Raw genomic sequence first — 21838 nt, forward strand, 5'->3', positions numbered from 1 at the left:
CAAGTTTTACTTATCAAAGATTTTAAGTGCATTTTCTAGGTCTTCTTGAGTATCAATACCAAAAGATTTTGACTCAACTTCAACCATTGCTATTTTATGACCATTATCAATGGCTCTTAATTGTTCTAGTTTCTCTATATTTTCTAAAGTAGAAGGGTTTAGGCTACAAAATTTGTTTAAAGATTTTTTAGTGAATCCATAAATACCTAAATGTCCATAGTATTGAGAGTTTTCATAGTGGTCTCTATGGTATGGAACTTTAGCTCTTGAAAAGTAAATAGCATTTTTAGTTTCATTTAAAACTACTTTTACATGATTTGGGTCATCTGCTAACTCAGAAGATATTTTTTTATAGCATGATGTTATCATAATATCTTCATCATTTTCTCTTACTTTTTCTACTCTATTAATAACTGTTTTTATAACATCTTCTTCTATAAAAGGTTCATCAGCTTGTACATTTACAACTATTTCATCTTCTGCTAAATTTAGTTTATTTACAGCTTCATTTATTCTATCTGTACCACTTTTGTGCTCACTTGATGTCATAACAGCATCAAAACCATGTTCTTTTGCTAAATCAATAACTTCTTGTGAATCTGTTGCAATTACTACTTTATCTAATGAACTAACTTGTTTTGCAGTTCTTATAACCATTGGTAAGCCTAAAATATCTACTAATATTTTGTTTTCAAATCTACTTGAATTTAGTCTTGCTGGTATTATAATCATTTAATTAAATCCTCTTCTATGGGTATTGAAATTTTTATTATTGTATTTTTATTTTCACTTGTGGCTGTAATTATACCATCTAAATGTAAGTTTACAATCATTTTACATACATATAACCCCAAGCCAACACCATTTCTTTCAGTCTTTGTTGAAAAATATGGTTCAAATATTTTATTTAAAATTGAAGTTTCTATTCCACCTGCATTATCAGTAATATTAAAATATAATCTTCCATTTTCAAAACTTTGAATAATATCAACTTTTCTATTACTTATACTATTTTTCTCAAAGTTTTCAATTGAGTTTTTTAAAATATTTAAAAATAGTGTTTTGAAATCTTCTTCATAAGATAAAAACGATAGCTTATTATTTACCTTAATACTTAGTTGGACTTTAGAGTCTTTTAGTTCTTCTTTAAGTGAATCATTGATTTTATCAAAAAAGCTTTGAAGCTCTATTTGTGTTTTTTTACTACTTGGTTTTAAAAACTCAGAAAACTTCTCTATTGTATTTGATAGATTATTTGCTTCTTCTTTAATATTATCAAGTACATTTAGTGTATCATCCGTTGATGGTTCATTGCCCATAGAGTATTCAAGTTCTAGCTTTTGTGCTTGTATTGAAATGAAATTTAACGGCTGTCTCCATTCATGAGACAATCTTTGCAGTGTTTCATTCATAATTGATAGTTTAGATTGTTCTTTAAGTAGATTGTTTTTTATATCAATCTCTTTTTTAGAGGTTTCTACTTGTTTATTTAATATTGAAATCTCATCTTTTGATGTAACCTCATTTGTAATATCAAATAAAAGATAAGTATACCCTGTAATATCCCCATATTTATTGAATATTGCTTTTGCTTTTATATTTAACCAGATAGCTTCATTTAAACTATTTTTACCCTTGATTTTTCCACTATATTCTTGATAAGTAAGTAGTGATTTATTAATATTTTTAAAAACAATAGGATCTATGTCTTCATGGATTATTTTACTATAATGTTCTCCTATTAAAGCATCTTTTTCAAAAGAGAAAAATTCCAAGAAAGCCTTACTAACTTTTGTAATATGTCCATGTAAATCAGTATGCATTGAAAGTACGAAATCATCAACAATTTGTTCATCAGAGATACTACTTGTAATATCTTTTGTATTTATTACAAAAAGGTCTCTATTTAACATAGAAGAGATAGTTACTTTTAAAAATATTTTTTGTTTGTCTTTTCTTAAGCAAGCAATATCAATTTCAGCTTTGTACTTATTTTCTTTAAACTCTTTTTTTAAAAGCTTTAAAAAAGGCTTTTTATATTCCTCTTCCATTAGGTCAATAAAGGGTCTATTTTTTAGTTCATTTTTATCAAATCCAAGCATAGGAATAAAGGCATTATTTAAATAGACTAAGTGTGTATCATAGTCTATAATTCCGATACCATCCCAAGAGTTATTTATAATCTCTTGTAATTCTTGATTATTTCTTTGAAGTTTTTCTATCTCTTTCATTATCCGTAAATAAACCTTAGTTTCAGTTCTTTTTATTATAATATAAAATCTTTAAACAAGAGAACTTTATTTAAAAAATATAATTTTGAGAGAAACATTTTATGAAAAAAACAATCACAGTAATTGATACATTTGGATTTTTATTTAGAGCTTATTATGCATTACCACCTTTAAAATCAAAAAGTGGTTTTCCAACAGGTCTTTTAACAGGTTTTATGAACTTTATATCAAATATAGGAAGAGATTTCCAAACAGACTATTTAGTATTTGCCCTTGATGCAAAAGGAGATACTTTTAGAAAAGAGATATACGAAGAGTATAAATCTCATAGACCAGATGTTCCAGAAGACTTATTAAAACAACTTCCTATTGCAATTGAGTGGATTGAACAAATGGGCTTTCAAACTGCTATGGAAGATGGTTATGAAGCCGATGATGTTATTGCTTCTATTGCAAAAGATGCAAAAGAGAAAAATCTTGAAGTAAGAGTTGTTTCCCATGATAAAGATTTATATCAATTAATTGACGAAAATGTTTACTTATTTGACCCAATAAAAAAATCAGTAGTAGATGCAGAAAAATGTTTTGATAAATATGGTGTAACACCAGCACAATTTACAGACTATCAATCTTTATTAGGGGATAGTGCCGATAATGTTCCTGGAGTAAAAGGTGTTGGAGCTAAAACAGCAGAAGCTTTAATTAAGCAGTTTGATAACTTAGACAATATTTATGAAAACCTTGAAAACATTGAAAAAACAAGATGGAAAAATCTATTAACAGAAGGAAAAGACTTAGCTTACGTATCAAAAAAGCTTGTAACACTTTATACAGAGTGTCATGCTATTGAAGATATTGAAAAATATGTTTTACCTCAAGAGAATCCTATTTTAAAAATAGCAGATACTTTAATTGAATATGATTTAAATAGAATTATTTCTAAAGTTGAAAAAGATGGCTTAAGTTATAAAACTTCTATTCCAAAAGGATATGAAGAAAAACCTGTTGAAGTAAAGCAAGAACTAAAAACAGAGTATATTTTATTAAATGATGAGAAAAAACTGTTAGAAGTAGTTTCATCAATTCCAGAGATTGCTATTGTTGCTTTTGATACAGAAACAACTGACTTAGATGTAAGAAATGCTTCTTTAGTGGGATTCTCTTTCTCTTTTGAAGAAGGAAAAGGTTATTACGTTCCAGTAGGACACTATTATTTAGGTGTTCCTAACCAAGTATCAAAGGAAGTTTCAAAACAAGCAATTGAGATTTTAAATAAAAGAAAACTTGTATTACAAAACTTCAAATATGATTTTGCAATAGTAAAAAATCAATTAGGAGTAGAATTAAACCTTTATGCTGATACTATGATTTTAGCTTGGCTTTTAGATACAAGTTCAAAAATTGGTCTTGATGCACTTGCGCAAAAATATTTTGACCATGAAATGATTAGCTTTAAAAGTATCGTAAAAAGAGGAGAAAACTTTTCAAATGTAGACATTAATGAAGCTTGTAAATATGCAGCAGAAGATGCTGTATTTACTAGAAATATATATTTTAAACTACTTGATGAGTTTAAAGAGAAGCAAATTGAGCATTTAGTTGAATTAGCCCATGAAAAAGAGTTTGACTTTATTTATGTTCTTGCAAATATGGAAGAAAATGGTATCAAACTTGATGTTAAAAAACTTGAAGAACTAAAAGAAAAGAGTAATGCTCACATAATAGAGCTAAAATCAAAAATTTATGAAACAGCTGGTGTTGAGTTTAATATAAATTCACCAAAACAGCTTGGTGAAGTACTTTTTGATACTTTAGGCCTTCCTCCTTCAAAAAAGACAAAAAGTGGTTATAGCACAAATGAAGTTGTATTACAAAAACTATATGAAGAGCATGCTGTTATTCCTTTAATTTTAGAGTATAGAGAAGCATTTAAACTACAATCAACATATATTGAGCCACTTTTAGAGTTAGCTTTAAAAGATGATGAAAATAGAATTTATACATCATTTTTACAAACAGGAACAGCAACAGGAAGATTAAGTTCTAAAAATCCAAATCTACAAAATATTCCAGTTAGAACACCAGCTGGAGCAGAGATTAGAAGTGTTTTTATTCCCAAAGATGGATATAAGTTAGTGGGAATTGATTACTCTCAAATAGAGTTAAGACTACTTGCACATTTTAGTGAAGATGAAGCTTTAGTATCTGCATTTAATGATGATAAAGATATTCACCACCAAACAGCAGTTAAAATTTTTGGTGAAGAGGAAGCTAAAGAGAAAAGGTCAATTGCAAAATCAATTAACTTTGGACTTTTATACGGAATGGGAAGTAGAAAACTTGCTGATACTTTAGGAATATCAACTAAAGAAGCAAAGAAGTATATTGAATCATATTTTAAAGCCTTTGTTAGTGTAAAAGACTATTTTAAATCAGTTGAAGAGGGTGCTTTAGAAGAGGGTTATGTTGAAACACTATTAAAAAGAAGAAGACTTTTTGATTTTGACTCTGCAAATGCAATGATGAGAGCAGCATATTTAAGAGAATCAGTAAATACACTTTTCCAAGGAAGTGCTGCAGATCTAATCAAACTTTCGATGCTTAAAATATATGAAGAGTTTAAAAATAACGAAGATATAAAAATGTTACTACAAATCCATGATGAACTTATTTTTGAAGTGAAAGAATCAGAGGTTGAGAAAATAACGAATAAGTTAGTAGAAATAATGGAGAACATTCATGAGTTAAAGATACCACTAAAAGTATCAAAAACTATTGGTAATACATGGCAAGAGTTAAAATAGTATTCAAATAGTGTATAATAAATTTATTTTTTAATAATTTTTCTTTGACAATTTGAAATATTTTAGATAAAATGTAAAAAAATTATTTAGTAAAGAGTGATATTATGCTTAAAACTTTAAAAAATATAAGAAAATTATATAATGCCAAATTACTAGTAATAAGTAGTGATAATGAAGTGCAAAATAGTATTGAAGCTGAATTTGATGAGTACTTTAAAGAATTAGTGTTGGTAAAAAGTTCTGCGGAAGCAATCGAATTGCTTAAAAGTCAAAATTTTGATATGGCTATTATTGATACAAATGTTGAAGCAAAAGATTTTGATGATGCATGTTCTGGAATTACTAAGGTTGCTCCTACTTTACCAAAAATAGTTATTTCTGACAGAGGAAGTAATGAAGATATTGTAACAGCAGTAAATAATAGTGCATATACTTTTTTAACAAAACCTTTAAGGCCAGAAGATATTAAACTTTCTGTTATCATGTGTTTAAACCAAACAAAAAGAGGTGACAAAGTAGAGTTCAATAATGGAATTTACTTTGATGAATATAGAGACCAATTCTTTAAATCAGGTGGAAGTTTAGTTGACTTCACTAGATTAGAAAAAGGTTTCATGAAACTTCTTATCTCTAAAAGAGGTGAAGTTGTAGATTATGATACAATTAAAGAAGTTGTTTGGAAAGGTAAAAATATGTCTATTTATACAATGAGAAATATTGTAAATAAAATTAGACAAAAAACTTATTATGAAATTGTTAGAAACCATTCTAATAAAGGTTATACATTAGAATTTAAAGAATAAATTTTTAATGAAGTAAAATATGGAAGAACAAATATTATCAAAAAGTGAATTAGTTCAATTATTTGAAGACGAAGTTATTATTGATACAGATAAGGCTTGGTTGATGGATGGTAAAGAGATTGAAATAGTTGCTTTACATGATGTTGAACCAAAATATTTACAAGACGTAACCAATGCTAAATTTTATAAAATAATACCTAAAGAAGAGGGGAGAAGATACTAATGTCACATTGTCCATACTGTGGTAAAAAGATTGCTATGAGTAAGGCTTTCTGTTCAAGAAGCTGTAAAGAGAACTATTTTCAATTAATTGCAATACAGGTACCAAAACCATTTTTAAAAAGAATTTTTGTTTTTTGTACTCCTGAACAAAGAGAAGTAGAGATTGAAAACTTTGGAAATAGACATGGTTGGAGAATTGATCTATTGCAAAAGAAAATTGAAGAACTGGCAATAGAATATGGATATATCGAGTCAAATTAGTCAGTTTTCTGATACTATTTTAAATGAATCAACGCTATTATTTTTAGAACCAGATGAAGAAATAAGAAAAGATACTTTATCAACTTTTGAAAAGGTTTTTAAAAAAGTTTTAGTAGGCAGTGATGGTAAGGAAGGGTTGGACCTCTTCCATACTCATAAATCTGAAATTGATTTAATCATAACTGATATTGATATGCCTAATCTTGATGGAATAGAGTTTTTATCTCATGTGAGAAAAGAAGACCCAGAGATACCAGTTCTTGTTTTTACAATATTTAACGATATTAATCAATTAATAAAGACTATCAAATTAAAAATCACAGACTATATTGTAAAACCAATGCAACTAAATACTACACTTAGAATAATGTATAAAATATTAGATGATCTTGCAAATAAAAAAGTTGTAGAAAAACAAAGAAATGAGCTTGTCATCTATAAAGATATCTTAGATAAAGAAAACCTAGTTTCTGAAACAGATTTAAAAGGTATCATAACTTATGCAAATGATATTTTCTGTGAGGTTTCTGGATATACAAGAGAAGAACTTATAGGTAAACCACACAATATAGTTAGACACCCTGATATCTCAAAAGAAGTTTATAAAGAGCTTTGGGAAACAATCCAAAATAAAGAGACATGGAAGGGTAAAATTAAAAATAAAGCAAAAGATGGCAGTACTTATTATGTACAGGCTACAGTTTTCCCTATATTGGATAATGAAGGTAATATTGAAAAATACGTTGGAAGTAGATTTTTAATTACTGAACAAGAAGAAGAGAGACATAAACTTAAAAAATATATTATGCATCAAAAATCTCAAAAAGTAAAACATGAAAAACAGTTACAAGAAGAGTTTCAAGATGCTGTACATGCTGCAAAAATGGAAACTGATGAGAAGATGGCTAAGTTTATTCAAGGTCTTAATGAGCAAATTAAAAGCCTTAGAGAAAAACATAGTGATGATAAAGGTAGAATCCTATCTTTAGAGAGAAAATATAAAGAATCTAATGATAAACTAGACAGTATGCAAAAAGCATATCAAGAAAAAGTGGAAAAGCTTCATAAAACAGCTGTTATCTCTTTAGAAAAATACAATAGTTTTAAAAAGAAAAATGCTCTAATTACAGAAAAAATTGAAAAATCTCAAGAGGCAATTATAACTTTACAAAGTTATATTGATGAATATAGAAAAAAGATTGCTGATTTAGAAGATTTAATTGAGGCTTATGAGAAACAATATGGAAAGATTACCGTTAGGTAGTCTTTCTTTTTTTATTTATTACAAGTAAAACACTTAAACTTAAAACTGCAAAAATACCTGAGATTAGCATTCCCATTGTCAACCAGTCACTATAAATAAATCCTAATTGAACATCTGGTTGTCTAAAAATTTCTGCAATAATTCTTGCAATAGAGTATAAAACTCCGTACATGATAGCTAATTGACCATCAAAGCTTTTTTTATTTCTAAAGTAGTAAAGAATAGCAAAGATTAATAAACCTTCTAATACTGCTTCATAAAGCTGAGAAGGGTGTCTTAATACACCATTTACATTAATAGCCCAAGAAACATCAGTAACTCTTCCTACTAACTCTTGATTAAAGAAGTTTCCAATTCTTCCAAATACATATCCTGCACTAATACCAAGTACAGCAATATCAGCTAAGAACCAAAAAGATACTTTGTTTTTTCTACAAAAAAGAATTGAAGCAATTAAGAATCCAATAAAGGCTCCATGGTAACTCATTCCCGAAATACCAGTAAACTCTCCATTTATAAAAGGATTAAATATTTGCCACGGATGAGTTAAATAATACATAGAATTAGGGTCATAAAATATAATATATCCTAATCTAGCACCTAAGATAACTCCTATTTCAACCCACCAAATATATGAGTCAAAAAGGTCTGATGAAATAGGTAGTTTATCTTTTTTAATAAGCCATTTTGCTACAAAGATTGCAGAAAGTAGGGCAAGGGCATACATAATCCCATACCAATGTACATCAATAGAACCTAAACTTACTGCAACAGGGTCAAAATGAGAATATATATTTTGCCAAAAATCCATTAGTCTAAAGCTTCTGCTATAAGTTCAATTGGGTTTTTAAACTCAACATCAACATCAGCTTGATGTAAAGAATTTGTTATTTGCATTCTACAGGCAGAACATTCAGCACTTACAATTTGTGCTTTCGTATCTTTAATCATTGCTGCTTTTGGAAGTCCTGCTGCTTTTGCAAAGTCATATTTTTCAGTTTGCATAGTAACTCCACCAAATCCACAACATCTATTAGAATCACTCATCTCTTGTAGATTATAGTTTTGTTTTAACAGATTTCTTGGTTCTTGCCATACACCTTGCATCTTTTTAGCATGACATGGATCATGGTAAGTAACTAACTCATCCATTTTCTTATCAGACTTAGCTAAGATATCTTTTAATTCAGTATTATTCTCAAGCCATTTTGTAGCCATAAATACTTTTTTAGATATTTTAGCTGCTCTTTCTTTCCATTCAGGTTGGTCATGTAAATAATGTTCCCAATCTTGGTTTATCATAGCAGAACATGTAGCTTCAGGAATAATAATAGCATCAACATCATCAATCCAAGACTCAAAATACTCAATATTATGTTTTACTAAGAAATCAACTGTATCAAATGCTCCTGTAAAGTATGCAGGTGCACCACAGCATAATTGTTTTTTAGGAATAAAAATATCAAGTTCTAGTTTTTTAAGAATTTTTACTAAAGAATCACCAGTTTTTGTATATGTGTAGTTACTCATACAACCAATAAAAATAGCAACTTTATTTTTCTTCTCTTCTACTTGTTTTTTATGTTTTGCAAAGATAGTCTCTGGATACTTATTTAAAAATGATTTAGAGTCAGCATAAGGTAAAGCTCTATCTTTTTTTACAATAGGTAAAGAAAATCTAGGAAGTGCTGACTTTTTCTTTTCATTTATTTTTAAAGCACATGTTTGGAACATCCATCCAAGTTTTGATAAAAAGTCCATAGTTTTTCTATGTCTTAAAAGGAAGAAGAATAGTCTTTTATACCAAGCTATTCCATATTTTTGAGCAATATCACTTCTAACTTGTTCAATAATCATATCAGTTGGTAAGTCATTTGGACAAACTTCAACACAGTTCGTACATAAGAAACATGACTCAAAAATGTCTTTTGCATTTTTATCAAGTTCTAATTCATCTCTTTTATATGCACCTAATAAATCAATAAAACCTCTTGGTGATGTTGCTTCATCTTGGTTAATATTAAAAATAGTACATACAGGTTTACATTTACCACACTTCACACAATCGTCTGAAATAGCAGTGTAATCAAATTTTTCCATAGCCACTTTTATAACCTTAGTTATTAGTTTAAAATATATTATATTTATTAAATTGTGGGGATTATACTATAAAAAGTGTTAAGAGTTAGTGAATAATTTGAAGAATTTCTAAGACTAAATTGTCTTAGAAAATCTTCTTTTATTTTCAGGAATTTTATTTAAATATGCATCAAATGGCATACAAATATTTCTAATAAGCATCGTTCCTGTTTGCGATACTTGAATTTTATCTTCTGTAATTTCTACAAGTTCAGCTTCAACAAACTCATTTAAAGCTTCAATTGCATCATCAAAATATTCATTAAAGTCTATTTTGAAGTTTTCTTCAACTCTTTTAATATTTAAAGAGAAGTTACTCATAAGTTCCATAATTACATATTGTCTTAAAATATCATCATCACTTAATTTATAACCTTTGAAAATTGGTAAATCACCATTATCTATTGCAGCTTCATACTGTTTTAAGTCTTTGAAGTTTTGAGCATAATAATCAACACCGTTTCCAATAGAAGTAACACCAATTCCTATTAAATCAGCACCACCTTTAGTTGTATAACCTTGGAAGTTTCTATGTAGTTCACCTTTTTCAATAGCTTTAAATAGTTCATCTTCTGGTTTTGCAAAGTGATCCATTCCAACCATTTTATAACCATTAGTAGTAAAGAACTCAATAGTATCTTTTAAAATCTCTAATTTCTCTGATGGTGGAGCAAAAGTTGATTCATCAAACTTTCTCATTGTCTTCATAAGCCATGGAACATGAGCATAGTTAAATACTGCTAATCTATCAGGATTTAACTTTATAACCTTTTCAATAGTTTCATGGAATGTTTTTTTGTTTTGGTGAGGAAGACCATAGATTAAATCAATATTTATAGATTTAATTCCAGCTTCTCTAGCAATATTCATCACATTTTGAGTAGTTTCATATGGTTGGATTCTATGAATAGTTTTTTGAACCTCTTCATTTAAATCTTGTACACCAAATGAAAGTCTATTAAAACCACCAGCTTTAAGTACATCCATATGTTCTTTTGTAAAATATCTAGGGTCTACTTCACAAGAAATTTCAGCATCAGAACTAAAGTTAGGGAAAACCTCTTTAATCATAGAGATTACTTCTTCTAATTGTTCAGGTGAGAAGAATGTTGGAGTTCCTCCTCCAAAGTGCATTTGAGTTACTTCTCTAGAAGTATTTAGATGCTGTTTTAAAATATTTAACTCTTTTTGTAAATACTCTAAATATCTTACTTTTTTATCCTCTTTAGATGTAAAAATAACATTACATCCACAAAAATAACAGGCAGATCTACAAAAAGGTAAATGTACATATAAAGATAAGTTTCTATTACTATCTTGGTTTTTAAAATACTCTTTTAAATCTTCTTGTGCAAAGCTTTCAGAAAACTCAGGAGCCGTAGGATATGAAGTATATCTAGGTCCTGGTCTTGAATATTTTTCAAATTTTTTAAAATCAATCATTATTGTTCTTTTTTTCTTAAGTTGTGAAGCCAAACCATTACACCTTTTTGTGCGTGTAATCTATTTTCTGCTTCTTCAAAAACTAAACTATCTTGACCTTCAATAACATCTTCACTTACTTCATAACCTCTATAAGCAGGTAAACAGTGTAAGAATTTTGCATTTTTGCTACCTAGTTTCATCATAGCATCATCTACAATATATCCATCAAAATCTTTTAGTCTTTGCTCTTTCTCTTCTTCTTGTCCCATAGAAACCCAAGTATCAGTTGTAATAACTGTAGCATCTTTACAAGCCTCTTTAGGGTCATTTCCAACAGAGATTTTTGCTCCTGATTCTTTTGCAAACTCTAAAGCATCATTTAAAATGTTTTCATCTACTTCATAGCCTTTTGGTGTAGCAATTCTAAGCTCAAATCCAAGTTTAGAAGCTAACATTAACCAAGAGTGAGCAAGGTTATTTCCATCTCCAATATAAGCAACAACTAAATCTTTATCTAATCCTGCTTCTTGGATAGTCATATAATCAGCCATAAGTTGTACTGGGTGATACTCAGTTGTAAGTCCATTTATAACAGGAACTTTAGAATATTTAGCAAACTCTTCTATTTTTGATTGTGCAAAAGTTCTAATCATAACCATATCAACCATACTAGATACAACCCTTGATGTATCACTCATAGGCTCACCTCGTCCTAATTGAATGTCATTTGATGATAAGAATAGTCCTACACCACCTAGTTGATAAATACCAACTTCGAAACTAACTCTTGTTCTAGTACTTGATTTTTCAAAAATCATTCCTAGAGTATTTTTTGGCATATAGTCTTTAAATACACCTTTTTTAGTCTCTTTTTTTATTTTATGTGCTAATTCTAAAATTTCTAATATTTCTTCTTTTGAATAATCTTTTAATGTTAAAAAATGTCTCATCGGGTACCCCTTTGTAATAAAAGCACAAATTATATATTAAGTGCCTTTACTTTAACTTATATTGTTTTATTTTTTCTTTGGCATTTGCTCTAAGTATTTTTTGTATTTAATATCTTCAAGCTTTTCAATTTTTGCGTTAACCTCATCAAGCATCTCTTTTTTATATTCAGATACTTTTTTTCTAACTTCTTTTGATTTTACACCAATCATTTGTGCAGCTAAAATACCTGCATTTTTAGCTCCATTTACTGCAACAGTTGCAACTGGAACTCCACCTGGCATTTGAACAATTGATAAAAGTGAGTCCATACCTTCTAAGTTTGAACCTTTAACTGGAACCCCTACAACTGGAAGTGCAGTCATTGATGCAACCATACCTGGTAAGTGTGCTGCTCCACCAGCTCCTGCAATAATAACTCTTAGTCCTCTTTTTTCTGCTTTAGTTGCATATTTAACTAATCTCTCTGGTGTTCTATGTGCTGAAACAATTGTTACTTCATACTCAATACCAAATTTTTCACACATATCAGCTGCTGCACTCATAACTGGTAAGTCAGAGTCAGACCCCATAATAATTCCTACTAATGGCTTATTTACTGATTGGCTCATACTTTTTTGCTCCCTTTAATTTTTAAAATATCTTTTGCTTTGTTAGCTTTTTCTAATGCTACATTAATATCATCATCTAAAACTGTGATATGTCCCATTTTTCTAAATGGTTTTGTAAATGACTTTCCATAAAAGTGGAAAGATAGTTCAGGAATTTCAAGTGCATCATGAATTCCATCAATAAATGGTTCACCTTCGTAACCTTGCTCTCCTAATAAGTTAACCATAACAGCAGGAGAAATAAGTTTTGTAGAACCTAATGGTAAGTTTGTAACAGCTCTGATGATTTGTTCAAACTGTGATGTTGCACATGCTTCTACTGTATAGTGTCCTGAGTTATGTGGTCTTGGTGCGATTTCATTTACTTGAATTTCTCCAGATTTTGTTAAGAATAACTCAACCCCAAAAATACCAACACCATCTAAAGCTTCAATTGATTTTTTACAAATCTCTAAAGACTTCTCTTCAATCTCTTTAGAAATTCTTGCAGGAGCCATTACTGAGTCACAGATGTTTACTCTTTCATCAAAAAGCATTTCAACTACTGGGTAACATTTCATCTCACCTTCAATGTTTCTAGCAACAATAACTGCAAGCTCTTTATCAATATCAACCATCTCTTCAATAAAAGATTCTGTTTGAAGTGCTTTTGTATCAGCATCTTCTTGAGACTTTAATACTTGAACACCTTGTCCATCATATCCACCAAGTTTTGCTTTTTGTACAACTGGGAAACCAAATGCACCTAAATCTTCTTTTGATTTTACATCTTTGTATGCAGGTACTGGAATACCTTTTTCATCTAAAAGTTTTTTCTGCTCATATTTATTTTGAATTAATTCCATTACATATGGAGAAGGATGAATATTGTGACCATTATCATATAACTCTTTTAAAATAGAAGTATCTACATGTTCTAATTCAAAAGTTGTAACATCACTTTCTTGAACTAATTGTTCTAGCTTTTCTTTATCATAGAACCCACCCATGATATGTTTATCTGAAACTTGAGCTGCAGGACAGTTAAATGTTGGGTCTAAAATAGTTACGTGAAATCCCATTTTTTTAGCTTTTTGAGACATAATCTTACCTAATTGTCCACCACCAATAATTCCAAGCTTTAAACTAGAATAGTTAAAGTTTTTATCCATTAATCTTTTCTCCATTAATTTTTTGTGTAAGTAAATTAAACACTTTTCATAACTTTTTGTTTTCTTAAAAGGCAAATATTATATCTAAAAATTGCTTTTTATAAAATGAAAAAGATTTGAATTAGTTATTTATTTGTAAAACACGATTATATAGTCTAATCAGTGACTTTTTTGTGACATTTTTAATTATTATTTTTTAAGTACGAAAGCTTTAATATTGCTATCGTGAAAGGTAAAAAAATGGTAAATAAAATATTAAAAAGAGATGGAAATTATGAAGATTTTCATTCCTATAAAATTAAAGATGCAATAAAAAAATCTTTTAAAAGTGCACATACAACTTTTGACTCATCTGTTTATTTTAATGTATTAGCTGTTATTGAGCAAAAAAGAGTAGTTGCAGTTGAAGATATCCAAGATATTATTGAAAATGAACTATTTAAAGCTAGATACTTTGATGTAATGAAATCCTTTATGCTTTACAGACACTTGCATAAACTACAAAGAGAACAAGTCTTAGGATTAGAAGAAGATACTACATATATAAATTCTACACAAACAATTGAAGAGTACATAAATGGAAGTGATTGGAGAATTAAAGCAAACTCTAATACAGGGTATTCTCATGCAGGGCTTATAAACAATACTGCAGGAAAAGTTATAGCAAATTATTGGCTTGATAAAGTATACTCAAAAGAAGAAGGTTATGCCCATAGAAATGCTGACTATCATATCCATGATTTAGATTGTTTAAGTGGATATTGTGCAGGCTGGAGCTTAAGGGTGTTACTTGATGAAGGTTTTAATGGAGTAAGAGGAAGAGTTGAAAGTACTGCTCCTAATCATTTTAGAGAAGCTTTAGGACAAATGGCAAACTTTTTAGGGATTTTACAGAGTGAATGGGCAGGAGCTCAAGCTTTCTCTTCTTTTGATACTTATTTAGCTCCTTATGTTTTTAAAGACAAACTATCTTTTGAGGATGTAAAGAAAAATATTAGAAGCTTTATTTATAATCTTAATGTTCCAGCACGTTGGGGACAAAGCCCTTTTACAAACGTAACTATTGATTGGACTGTACCAGAGGATTTAAAAGATCAAATTCCAACTAAAAATCAACATCACCTTTTTGAAGGTATAGAAGATGAGGAGTTACTTCAAAGAGCAAAAAATAAAGGCTTTGAGTCTTTAACTGAAATGACATATAAAGCTTTCCAAAAACAGATGGATATGATAAATAAAGCTTATTATGAAGTTATGACAGAAGGTGATAAAACAGGACAACCTTTTACTTTCCCAATTCCTACAGTAAATATCACAGAAGATTTTGATTGGCATGGAGAAAATACTGATTTATTATTTGAAAATACAGCAAAAATAGGAAGTTCATACTTTCAAAACTTTATAGGAAGCCAATATACTAAGGATGAACAAGGAAACCTAGTACCAAATGACAAGGCTTATAAACCAGGTCATGTTAGGTCTATGTGTTGTAGATTGCAATTAGACTTAAGAGAACTTTTAAAAAGAGGTGGTGGTCTTTTTGGAAGTGCAGAGATGACAGGAAGTATTGGTGTAGTTACAATAAATATGGCAAGACTAGGGTATTTGTATCAAGGAGACAAAGAAAAGCTTCTTGAAAAGCTTGAAGAGCTGATGGATTTAGCAAAATCAACTTTAGAGAAGAAAAGAGTTTTTGTAAATGAGATGTATGAAAGAGGGCTATTCCCTTATACTAAAAGGTATCTTCCAAACTTCAATAATCACTTTTCTACTATTGGAGTAAATGGTATAAATGAGATGATATTAAACTTTTCTCAAAAGGAGTTTGATATAGCCCATAATGATGGAATTGTTTTTGCCCATGAGATTTTAGATTTCATGAGAGAAAAGATGGTTCAGTACCAAGAAGAAACAGGAAATTTATATAACCTTGAAGCAACACCTGCTGAAGGAACAACATATAGATTTGCAAAAGAAGATAAGAAAAGATATAAAAATATTTTACAAGCAGGTTTTGATAAAAATATTTATTATACTAACTCTTCTCAACTTCCTGTTGATTATACAGAAGATGTTTTTGAAGCTTTAGATTTACAAGATGATTTACAAGGAAAATATACAGGTGGAACAGTTTTACACTTGTATATGAAAGAGAAACTTTCAAGTAGTGAAGCTTGTCGAAAGTTAGTTCAAAATGTTATATCAAATTATACTTTACCGTATATTACAATTACTCCTGTTTTTTCTATTTGTCCTAAACATGGATATATAAATGGGGAGTATGAATATTGTCCAAAATGCGACCAAGAAATCTTAGATGAGGAGTTAAAAAATGCAGAGCTTAGAGCTTAAAAAACTACAAGAAAAGCGTACAAAATGTATAGTGTATACTAGGGTTATGGGTTACCATAGACCAGTTGAAAGTTTCAATATTGGTAAAAAAGGTGAGCATAAACAAAGGGTTAAGTTTCTTGAAAAAGATCATTTATAGTATTACACCTTTTACTACAATTGACTATAAAGACCATCTTTCGTGTATTGTCTGGTTTATTCACTGCAATATGCAATGTCAGTATTGTTATAACTGCAATATTGTTAGTGCTAAAAGTGGACAATATATCTTAGAAGACTTATACAGTTTTTTGAAAAAAAGAGTAGGGCTTCTTGATGCTGTTGTGTTAAGTGGAGGGGAAGCTACTATTCATAATTTACTACCTATTTGCAAAGAAATAAAAGAGTTTGGATTTAAAATAAAGCTAGATACAAATGGTTCAAATCCAAAACTTTTAGAGACACTTTTAAAAAGAAATTTGTTAGATTTTGTCTCTTTAGATTTTAAAAGTACAAAGGAAAAGTTTAAAGATATTACTAAAAGTTCTTTGTATGAAAGATTTATTTCTTCCTTAAAACTTCTTACAAACTCTTCAATAAATTATGAAGTAAGAACAACTTTACATAGAGATTTATTAGATGAAAAAGATATAAATGAAATGCAAAAAGTATTAAGTGAAAATGGTTACAAAAAGACATTTTATATACAAAATTTTTTAGAAGAAGAGAATTTTGCAAATTTAGAACAAAGTAGTACAAGATTTGATTGTTCTAAGTTAGATAAAACCTTAGATATCAGTTTTAGAAATTAAATATCCTTGTCCAGAAATATTTAAAATAAGCTCTTTATTCGTCTTTTGTCTTAATCTTTTAACAAATGTTCTAACTCTTTCATCAGAAACCTCATCTTCTTCCCAAAGTATGCTTTTCATCATATCTGTTGATACAAACTCTTTAGAGTTTTTTATAAGTAAAGAGATAAACTCTTTTTCTCTTTTGCTTAACTTGATTAAAACATCATTTTCAAATAAATTTTTACTGTTTACATCAAAAGTGAAGTATCTATTTAGACAAATAACTCTTTGTTTGTTTATCTTTTTTGCAATCTTAACTAGATACTCTAATAACTCTTCAGGGTCAAAGGGTTTAATAAAATACTTAGAAATACCTACATCTATGGCTTTTAAAAGCTTCTCTTTCTCAGAAAAGGCACTTAAAACTATAATAGGAGTATCTTCATTTATCTGTTTTATTTGCTTAGTCATATCTAAACCATCAAGATTAGGCATCATAATATCTGTAATAACAATATCTGGACTTAGCTTTTTAAACTTTTCTAGACCTTCTACTCCATCTTTAGCAATAGTATAAGAGTAAAAGTATTCAGAAATGGCACTTTTTAATAGTTTTGAAATATTCTCTTCATCTTCTACACATAAAACTTTTAAATCTTTTAATATATTTTCTTGCACTTATTTCTCCAAAGGAAGTTTTATAGTTATATTTATTCCATCATTATAGTTTTCTAAAGTAATTTTACCATTTAGACTCTTTTCAATAATCATTTTTGACATAAAAAGTCCTAATCCTGTTCCATTTGATTGATGCTTTGTAGTAAAGTATGGTTCAAATACTTTATCTAATGTTTTCTCTTCTATTCCACCTGCATTATCTTTAAACTCAATAATTGCATAACTTTTATCTATAAAGCTTTTAATAGATATTTTCTTTTTTCTTTCTTTATCTTTAAAAGCATCAGTGGAGTTTTGAAGAAGATTTATAATAATTTGAGAAAGTTCATTGGAAACTCCAAAAATATCTATTTTTTCTAAATGAGTTTCTATTTTTATACTGTTTTTTTCTAACATCTTTTTTGTTATTGCCAATGCTTCTTCAATGGAAGATTTTAAACAAAACTCTTCTTTATCTTTATTGGGGTTAAAAAAGTTAGAAAAATCATCAATTGTTTTAGACATATTGTTTATTATCTCTAAGGACTCTTTGTAGTAAGCATCTATTTCTTTAGTATTCTCTTTTTTAACAGCTTTTTTTACGTTAAATAGAGTTAATGTAAGCTCTGTTAATGGTTGTCTCCATTGATGGGCAATATTAGCTAGCATTTGCCCTAAACTTGCCATTCTTGATTGCCAAAATAGAAGTTTTTGTTTCTCTTCATTTTTTTCAATCTCTTTTGCTACCCTATGTTCTAATGTCTGATTTAGCTCTAGTAGTTTTGCAGTTTGTTCTTTAACTTTTTCTTCTAGGGTTTTATTTAGAAGATTTAACTCTTTATCTTTTTGTTCTAAATGTTTTTTTAGTTCTACTTCTTGTGTAACATCATATCTAATAGCAATGAACTCTTTGATGTTTTCATTATCATCTAAAATAGGTGTAATCGTAGTATTAAGATAAACAGTTGAACCATCTTTACATAGATTTTTAACTGTAGTTTTATAAGGTTTTTTAGAAAGAATAGTATTCCAAAGAAGAGTAAAATTCTCCTTTGGAACATCAGGATGTCTTACTATATTGTGATTACTTCCAAGAAGCTCCTCTTTTGAAAAGCCAGAGATTTTACAAAACTCTTCGTTTACAAAAGTGATTATTCCATTGATATCTGTTTTTGATACAATGTTTGAATTTTCTATTGCCTCTTGGTAAGTTTGACTCATAATATTAGTTTTTATTTAAAAGTTCACAAGCCTCTTTTGCATGATATGTAATAATTAAATCAGCTCCAGCTCTTTTAAAACTAGTTAATGTTTCAAGCATAATTCTTTCATAATCAATAAGTCCAGCTGCTCCTGCATGTTTAAGCATAGCATACTCACCACTTACATTATATGCACAAATTGGAAGATTTGAGTTATTTCTAATATCTCTAATTACGTCCATAAAAGATAATGCTGGTTTAACCATTAAGATATCAGCACCTTGTTTCTCATCTTCTAAAGACTCTTCAATTGCTTCAAGTCTATTTGCTGGGTTCATTTGATAAGTTCTTCTATCTCCAAATGAAGGAGTTGACTCAGCAACATCTCTAAATGGTCCATAATAAGCACTTGCAAACTTAGTAGAGTAAGCCATGATTGGAAGGTCTTCATATCCATTTTTATCAAGAGCTGTTCTTAAACACTCAATAATTCCATCCATCATCCCTGAAGGTGCAATCATATCAACACCAGCTTTTGCATGAACAATGGCTTGTTGTGCTGAGATTTCTAATGTTTTATCATTATCAACTGTTCCCGTTTTAGGATCTAAAATTCCACAATGTCCATGGTCTGTATATTCGCAGAAACAAAGATCTGTAACTATAAACATATCTGGGAATTTTGCTTTAATAGCTTTAATTGTTCTTGCGATAATACTTTCATCACATAAACATTCACTACCAACTGAGTCTTTTACATCAGGAATTGCAAATAAAATAATTGAATTTAATCCAATAGTTCTAATGTATTCACACTCTTTTAAAATTTCATCAATACTCATTTGAAATACACCTGGCATAGATTGTACTTCAGTTTTGATGTTTTCACCTTCTCTTACAAATAGTGGATATATAAAATCATTTGCTGTAAGAGTTGTTTCTTGTACTAGATTTCTTAGAGTTTCATTAATTCTTAATCTTCTGAATCTTTTAAACATAATATTTACCTTTATTAGCTATAATCTCGCTATTTTAACAGTTTAAGGTTTAAAAAGATATGAATATAGAAAAATCAAATATTGCTAACCTACCTACAAAATACGGAAAGTTTAAAATAAGAGCATATAAACAAAATAATCAAGAACATTTAGCAATTATGAGTGAAAATTTTGAAAATTTAGAATCTCCATATGTAAGAATTCACTCTGAATGTTTAACTGGTGATACACTAGGAAGTTTAAAGTGTGATTGCCAAAATCAACTTGATTTATCTCTTAAATTTATTTCAAAAGAGGGTGGTTTAGTTATTTATCACAGACAAGAAGGAAGAAACATAGGTTTATTAAATAAAGTAAATGCCTATGCCTTACAAGACCAAGGAAGAAATACTATTGAAGCTAACTTAGAGCTTGGATTTGGAGAAGATGATAGAGACTACTCTGTTGTTGATGAAATCTTTAAAGATTTAAATTTAAAGAAGATAAAACTTATCACAAACAATCCTAAAAAGCTTTCTTATGTTGAGTCTTTAGGTGTTGAGATAGTAGAAAGAATACCTGCTATTACTAAGACTAATGTGCATAATGAACATTATGTAAATACAAAAAAAGAAAAAATGGGACATATGTTTTAATGCTTCAAGCTATTGATTTAGAAAAACTAAAAATAGAGAAAGAGTTTTTTAATAGATGTGGAACTTTTATTTCATTACTTCAAAAGTGGGGTAAAGTTCACAATTTAAGTGGAAGACTTACAAAAGAAGATATTGAGGAAAATATTATTGACTCAATAACACCTTTAGGTTTTATAGATGATTATGAAAGCTTTGCAGATATTGGAACAGGTGCAGGTTATCCTGGACTTATTTTAGCAATGGCAAGAGCAGATAAAAAGTGTTATTTAATAGAACCAAGACAAAAAAGAGTTGCTTTTTTAAATTTTGTAAAAAATAGTTTAGGTCTAAAAAATGTAGAAGTTCTTTGCAAAAGAGTTGAAGAAGTAGAGGGCTTAAAAGTAGATTTAGTTACTTCAAGAGCAGTTACTAATACAAAACTTCTTTTAGATATCACTTCAGAAATCTCTACAAAAGATACAAAGTTTTTATTTTATAAAGGTTCTTTACTAGAAAGTGAAATTGAAGAAGCTAAACTAAAAGATTGTATCATTCAAAGCAGAAAAGATAGAAACTATTTATATTTAAAAGGTAATGTATGATTTTAAAGATTTTAGCTGCTGCAGTAGTACTTTTTTTGATTTATATTGTGTTATTCAAAAAAGATAGAGAAAAAGAAGTAAATAAAGACAAAAAACCAAAAGAAAAAATAGAAGATATAATGGTTGAATGTCCAACTTGTAGTACTTATGTTTCAAAAAAAGAAGCTATTTTAAGCAATGGAAGATTTTTTTGCTCAAAAGAGTGTTTATTAAATAAATAGGAGATAAAATTGATTTTAATTGGTGATAACTTAGTTCCTTCAGAAAATTTAAGTTTTATTGATTCAATTGCAGATATTGAATACACTATTGCTAACTCAACAGTTGTTTTTAACTATGATGAAAATCTTCTATTGTATTGTAGTAAAAATGATATAGAGTTTGCAGTTGTTGTAGAAAACTTAACACAAGCTATTTATTGTAATGCTTTAAATAGTAAATATATTATTTGTGAAAAAAGAGTTGCAAAGAATGTTCAAAAAGTAGCAGAAAACTATATTTTTGATTCAAAAGTTTTAGCAATAATAGAAGACTCAAATGAGATTGAAAAAATTGCTTTAAATGAAATAGATGGAGTTATATACTCAAACTTATTGGATAAATAAATGAAAGAAATATTAGATGTTATTGTTTTAGTTCTTTTTGTGTTTTTTGTTTTTATGTTTATTAAAGGCTTTAACCAGCAACAAATTGAAAAACATAAAAATAGAATGAATCCTTCTGAAGAACCTGAAGAAAAAGAAGACGAGACTAAAACAAAAAACTAAAAATACTTAATTTT

At 28.7% G+C, this 21838-nt stretch carries 24 protein-coding genes; 13 read left to right on the top strand and 11 right to left on the bottom strand.

Going from position 1 to position 21838, the window contains the following annotated elements:
• Window positions 1-6 precede the first annotated feature (6 nt).
• A complete protein-coding gene (kdsB, locus tag CRV02_RS11055) occupies window positions 7-732 on the bottom strand; it encodes a 3-deoxy-manno-octulosonate cytidylyltransferase (RefSeq protein WP_129090386.1) in 726 nt (241 codons plus the stop codon).
• On the bottom strand, window positions 729-2231 hold the full coding sequence (locus CRV02_RS11060; protein ID WP_129090387.1) for a PAS domain S-box protein: 1503 nt from the start codon (window positions 2229-2231) through the stop codon (window positions 729-731). Before CRV02_RS11060 ends, kdsB begins: the two co-directional genes overlap by 4 nt.
• A 101-nt stretch (window positions 2232-2332) precedes the next feature.
• Between CRV02_RS11060 and polA the strand changes: the two genes are divergently transcribed.
• From polA to CRV02_RS11085, 5 genes are all read left to right on the top strand, one after another.
• The gene (polA, locus tag CRV02_RS11065) at window positions 2333-5035 is read left to right on the top strand and encodes a DNA polymerase I (protein ID WP_129090388.1); all 2703 of its coding nucleotides are present in this window, start codon (window positions 2333-2335) and stop codon (window positions 5033-5035) included.
• A 104-nt stretch (window positions 5036-5139) separates the two neighbouring features.
• Entirely contained in the window at window positions 5140-5838 is a 699-nt protein-coding gene (locus CRV02_RS11070; RefSeq protein WP_129090389.1) for a response regulator transcription factor, read from the top strand.
• A 19-nt stretch (window positions 5839-5857) separates the two neighbouring features.
• Window positions 5858-6061, top strand: a complete 204-nt coding sequence (locus tag CRV02_RS11075) for a hypothetical protein (protein WP_129090390.1) — start codon at window positions 5858-5860, stop codon at window positions 6059-6061.
• On the top strand, window positions 6061-6321 hold the full coding sequence (locus tag CRV02_RS11080; RefSeq protein WP_114839111.1) for a DUF2116 family Zn-ribbon domain-containing protein: 261 nt from the start codon (window positions 6061-6063) through the stop codon (window positions 6319-6321). Before CRV02_RS11075 ends, CRV02_RS11080 begins: the two co-directional genes overlap by 1 nt.
• Window positions 6299-7585: a hybrid sensor histidine kinase/response regulator gene (locus tag CRV02_RS11085; RefSeq protein ID WP_129090391.1), complete on the top strand. Its 1287-nt coding sequence runs from the start codon at window positions 6299-6301 to the stop codon at window positions 7583-7585. The genes CRV02_RS11080 and CRV02_RS11085 overlap by 23 nt, the downstream gene beginning before the upstream one ends.
• Here CRV02_RS11085 and lgt read toward each other — a convergent pair.
• The 6 genes from lgt to CRV02_RS11115 all read right to left on the bottom strand — a co-directional run bounded on the left by lgt (window position 7578) and on the right by CRV02_RS11115 (window position 13859).
• Window positions 7578-8396 (bottom strand): prolipoprotein diacylglyceryl transferase, encoded by an 819-nt coding sequence (gene lgt, locus CRV02_RS11090; RefSeq protein ID WP_129090392.1) that lies wholly within the window; start codon window positions 8394-8396, stop codon window positions 7578-7580. The two genes, CRV02_RS11085 and lgt, sit on opposite strands and share 8 nt — an antisense overlap.
• On the bottom strand, window positions 8396-9691 hold the full coding sequence (locus CRV02_RS11095; protein WP_129085015.1) for a (Fe-S)-binding protein: 1296 nt from the start codon (window positions 9689-9691) through the stop codon (window positions 8396-8398). The genes lgt and CRV02_RS11095 overlap by 1 nt, the downstream gene beginning before the upstream one ends.
• A 108-nt stretch (window positions 9692-9799) precedes the next feature.
• A complete protein-coding gene (gene hemN / locus CRV02_RS11100; RefSeq protein ID WP_129085119.1) occupies window positions 9800-11167 on the bottom strand; it encodes an oxygen-independent coproporphyrinogen III oxidase in 1368 nt (455 codons plus the stop codon).
• Entirely contained in the window at window positions 11167-12099 is a 933-nt protein-coding gene (gene argF / locus CRV02_RS11105; RefSeq protein WP_129090393.1) for an ornithine carbamoyltransferase, read from the bottom strand. The genes hemN and argF overlap by 1 nt, the downstream gene beginning before the upstream one ends.
• Before the next feature lie 66 nt (window positions 12100-12165).
• Window positions 12166-12708: a 5-(carboxyamino)imidazole ribonucleotide mutase gene (gene purE, locus CRV02_RS11110; RefSeq protein ID WP_129085013.1), complete on the bottom strand. Its 543-nt coding sequence runs from the start codon at window positions 12706-12708 to the stop codon at window positions 12166-12168.
• Window positions 12705-13859: a 5-(carboxyamino)imidazole ribonucleotide synthase gene (locus CRV02_RS11115; protein WP_258239061.1), complete on the bottom strand. Its 1155-nt coding sequence runs from the start codon at window positions 13857-13859 to the stop codon at window positions 12705-12707. Before CRV02_RS11115 ends, purE begins: the two co-directional genes overlap by 4 nt.
• 240 nt (window positions 13860-14099) lie before the next feature.
• Here CRV02_RS11115 and CRV02_RS11120 point away from each other — a divergent pair, with 240 nt between their 5' ends.
• Genes CRV02_RS11120 through CRV02_RS11130 form a run of 3 tightly spaced genes read left to right on the top strand, consistent with a single transcriptional unit; the run spans window position 14100 to window position 17002 of the window.
• Window positions 14100-16211: a ribonucleoside triphosphate reductase gene (locus CRV02_RS11120; RefSeq protein WP_129090394.1), complete on the top strand. Its 2112-nt coding sequence runs from the start codon at window positions 14100-14102 to the stop codon at window positions 16209-16211.
• Complete coding sequence (gene nrdD / locus CRV02_RS11125) at window positions 16192-16350, top strand: anaerobic ribonucleoside-triphosphate reductase (protein WP_129008778.1); 159 nt, start codon at window positions 16192-16194, stop codon at window positions 16348-16350. Before CRV02_RS11120 ends, nrdD begins: the two co-directional genes overlap by 20 nt.
• Window positions 16331-17002, top strand: coding sequence for an anaerobic ribonucleoside-triphosphate reductase activating protein (locus CRV02_RS11130; protein ID WP_258239292.1), 672 nt, complete (start codon window positions 16331-16333; stop codon window positions 17000-17002). Before nrdD ends, CRV02_RS11130 begins: the two co-directional genes overlap by 20 nt.
• On the opposite strand, the gene CRV02_RS11135 is transcribed toward CRV02_RS11130, so the two are convergent.
• Genes CRV02_RS11135 through hemB form a run of 3 tightly spaced genes read right to left on the bottom strand, consistent with a single transcriptional unit; the run spans window position 16979 to window position 19841 of the window.
• Window positions 16979-17662: a response regulator transcription factor gene (locus CRV02_RS11135; protein ID WP_129090396.1), complete on the bottom strand. Its 684-nt coding sequence runs from the start codon at window positions 17660-17662 to the stop codon at window positions 16979-16981. The two genes, CRV02_RS11130 and CRV02_RS11135, sit on opposite strands and share 24 nt — an antisense overlap.
• Window positions 17663-18862, bottom strand: a complete 1200-nt coding sequence (locus CRV02_RS11140) for a PAS domain-containing sensor histidine kinase (RefSeq protein ID WP_129090397.1) — start codon at window positions 18860-18862, stop codon at window positions 17663-17665.
• Between the two features lie 4 nt (window positions 18863-18866).
• Window positions 18867-19841 (bottom strand): porphobilinogen synthase, encoded by a 975-nt coding sequence (gene hemB, locus CRV02_RS11145; RefSeq protein ID WP_129090398.1) that lies wholly within the window; start codon window positions 19839-19841, stop codon window positions 18867-18869.
• A gap of 59 nt (window positions 19842-19900) precedes the next feature.
• Here hemB and ribA point away from each other — a divergent pair, with 59 nt between their 5' ends.
• Genes ribA through CRV02_RS14845 form a run of 5 tightly spaced genes read left to right on the top strand, consistent with a single transcriptional unit; the run spans window position 19901 to window position 21824 of the window.
• A complete protein-coding gene (gene ribA, locus CRV02_RS11150; RefSeq protein ID WP_129085006.1) occupies window positions 19901-20476 on the top strand; it encodes a GTP cyclohydrolase II in 576 nt (191 codons plus the stop codon).
• Window positions 20476-21057, top strand: a complete 582-nt coding sequence (rsmG, locus tag CRV02_RS11155; protein WP_129090399.1) for a 16S rRNA (guanine(527)-N(7))-methyltransferase RsmG — start codon at window positions 20476-20478, stop codon at window positions 21055-21057. Before ribA ends, rsmG begins: the two co-directional genes overlap by 1 nt.
• On the top strand, window positions 21054-21278 hold the full coding sequence (locus tag CRV02_RS11160) for a PP0621 family protein (RefSeq protein WP_129090400.1): 225 nt from the start codon (window positions 21054-21056) through the stop codon (window positions 21276-21278). The genes rsmG and CRV02_RS11160 overlap by 4 nt, the downstream gene beginning before the upstream one ends.
• Window positions 21279-21287: 9 nt before the next feature.
• A complete protein-coding gene (locus tag CRV02_RS11165; protein ID WP_129090401.1) occupies window positions 21288-21662 on the top strand; it encodes a hypothetical protein in 375 nt (124 codons plus the stop codon).
• Window positions 21663-21824, top strand: coding sequence for a hypothetical protein (locus CRV02_RS14845; protein ID WP_164968996.1), 162 nt, complete (start codon window positions 21663-21665; stop codon window positions 21822-21824).
• Window positions 21825-21838 lie beyond the last annotated feature (14 nt).

The organism is Arcobacter sp. CECT 8989 (genome assembly GCF_004116715.1).
Taxonomy (GTDB): domain Bacteria; phylum Campylobacterota; class Campylobacteria; order Campylobacterales; family Arcobacteraceae; genus Halarcobacter.

Excerpts from the sequence above, each read along its gene's own strand:
- kdsB (WP_129090386.1), bottom strand. The coding sequence starts at position 732 with ATGATTATAATACCAGCAAGACTAAATTCAAGTAGATTTGAAAACAAA.
- CRV02_RS11060 (WP_129090387.1), bottom strand. The coding sequence starts at position 2,231 with ATGAAAGAGATAGAAAAACTTCAAAGAAATAATCAAGAATTACAAGAG.
- polA (WP_129090388.1), top strand. The coding sequence starts at position 2,333 with ATGAAAAAAACAATCACAGTAATTGATACATTTGGATTTTTATTTAGA.
- CRV02_RS11070 (WP_129090389.1), top strand. The coding sequence starts at position 5,140 with ATGCTTAAAACTTTAAAAAATATAAGAAAATTATATAATGCCAAATTA.
- CRV02_RS11075 (WP_129090390.1), top strand. The coding sequence starts at position 5,858 with ATGGAAGAACAAATATTATCAAAAAGTGAATTAGTTCAATTATTTGAA.
- CRV02_RS11080 (WP_114839111.1), top strand. The coding sequence starts at position 6,061 with ATGTCACATTGTCCATACTGTGGTAAAAAGATTGCTATGAGTAAGGCT.
- CRV02_RS11085 (WP_129090391.1), top strand. The coding sequence starts at position 6,299 with ATGGATATATCGAGTCAAATTAGTCAGTTTTCTGATACTATTTTAAAT.
- lgt (WP_129090392.1), bottom strand. The coding sequence starts at position 8,396 with ATGGATTTTTGGCAAAATATATATTCTCATTTTGACCCTGTTGCAGTA.
- hemN (WP_129085119.1), bottom strand. The coding sequence starts at position 11,167 with ATGATTGATTTTAAAAAATTTGAAAAATATTCAAGACCAGGACCTAGA.
- argF (WP_129090393.1), bottom strand. The coding sequence starts at position 12,099 with ATGAGACATTTTTTAACATTAAAAGATTATTCAAAAGAAGAAATATTA.
- purE (WP_129085013.1), bottom strand. The coding sequence starts at position 12,708 with ATGAGCCAATCAGTAAATAAGCCATTAGTAGGAATTATTATGGGGTCT.
- CRV02_RS11115 (WP_258239061.1), bottom strand. The coding sequence starts at position 13,859 with ATGGATAAAAACTTTAACTATTCTAGTTTAAAGCTTGGAATTATTGGT.
- CRV02_RS11120 (WP_129090394.1), top strand. The coding sequence starts at position 14,100 with ATGGTAAATAAAATATTAAAAAGAGATGGAAATTATGAAGATTTTCAT.
- nrdD (WP_129008778.1), top strand. The coding sequence starts at position 16,192 with ATGCAGAGCTTAGAGCTTAAAAAACTACAAGAAAAGCGTACAAAATGT.
- CRV02_RS11140 (WP_129090397.1), bottom strand. The coding sequence starts at position 18,862 with ATGAGTCAAACTTACCAAGAGGCAATAGAAAATTCAAACATTGTATCA.
- hemB (WP_129090398.1), bottom strand. The coding sequence starts at position 19,841 with ATGTTTAAAAGATTCAGAAGATTAAGAATTAATGAAACTCTAAGAAAT.
- ribA (WP_129085006.1), top strand. The coding sequence starts at position 19,901 with ATGAATATAGAAAAATCAAATATTGCTAACCTACCTACAAAATACGGA.
- rsmG (WP_129090399.1), top strand. The coding sequence starts at position 20,476 with ATGCTTCAAGCTATTGATTTAGAAAAACTAAAAATAGAGAAAGAGTTT.
- CRV02_RS11160 (WP_129090400.1), top strand. The coding sequence starts at position 21,054 with ATGATTTTAAAGATTTTAGCTGCTGCAGTAGTACTTTTTTTGATTTAT.
- CRV02_RS14845 (WP_164968996.1), top strand. The coding sequence starts at position 21,663 with ATGAAAGAAATATTAGATGTTATTGTTTTAGTTCTTTTTGTGTTTTTT.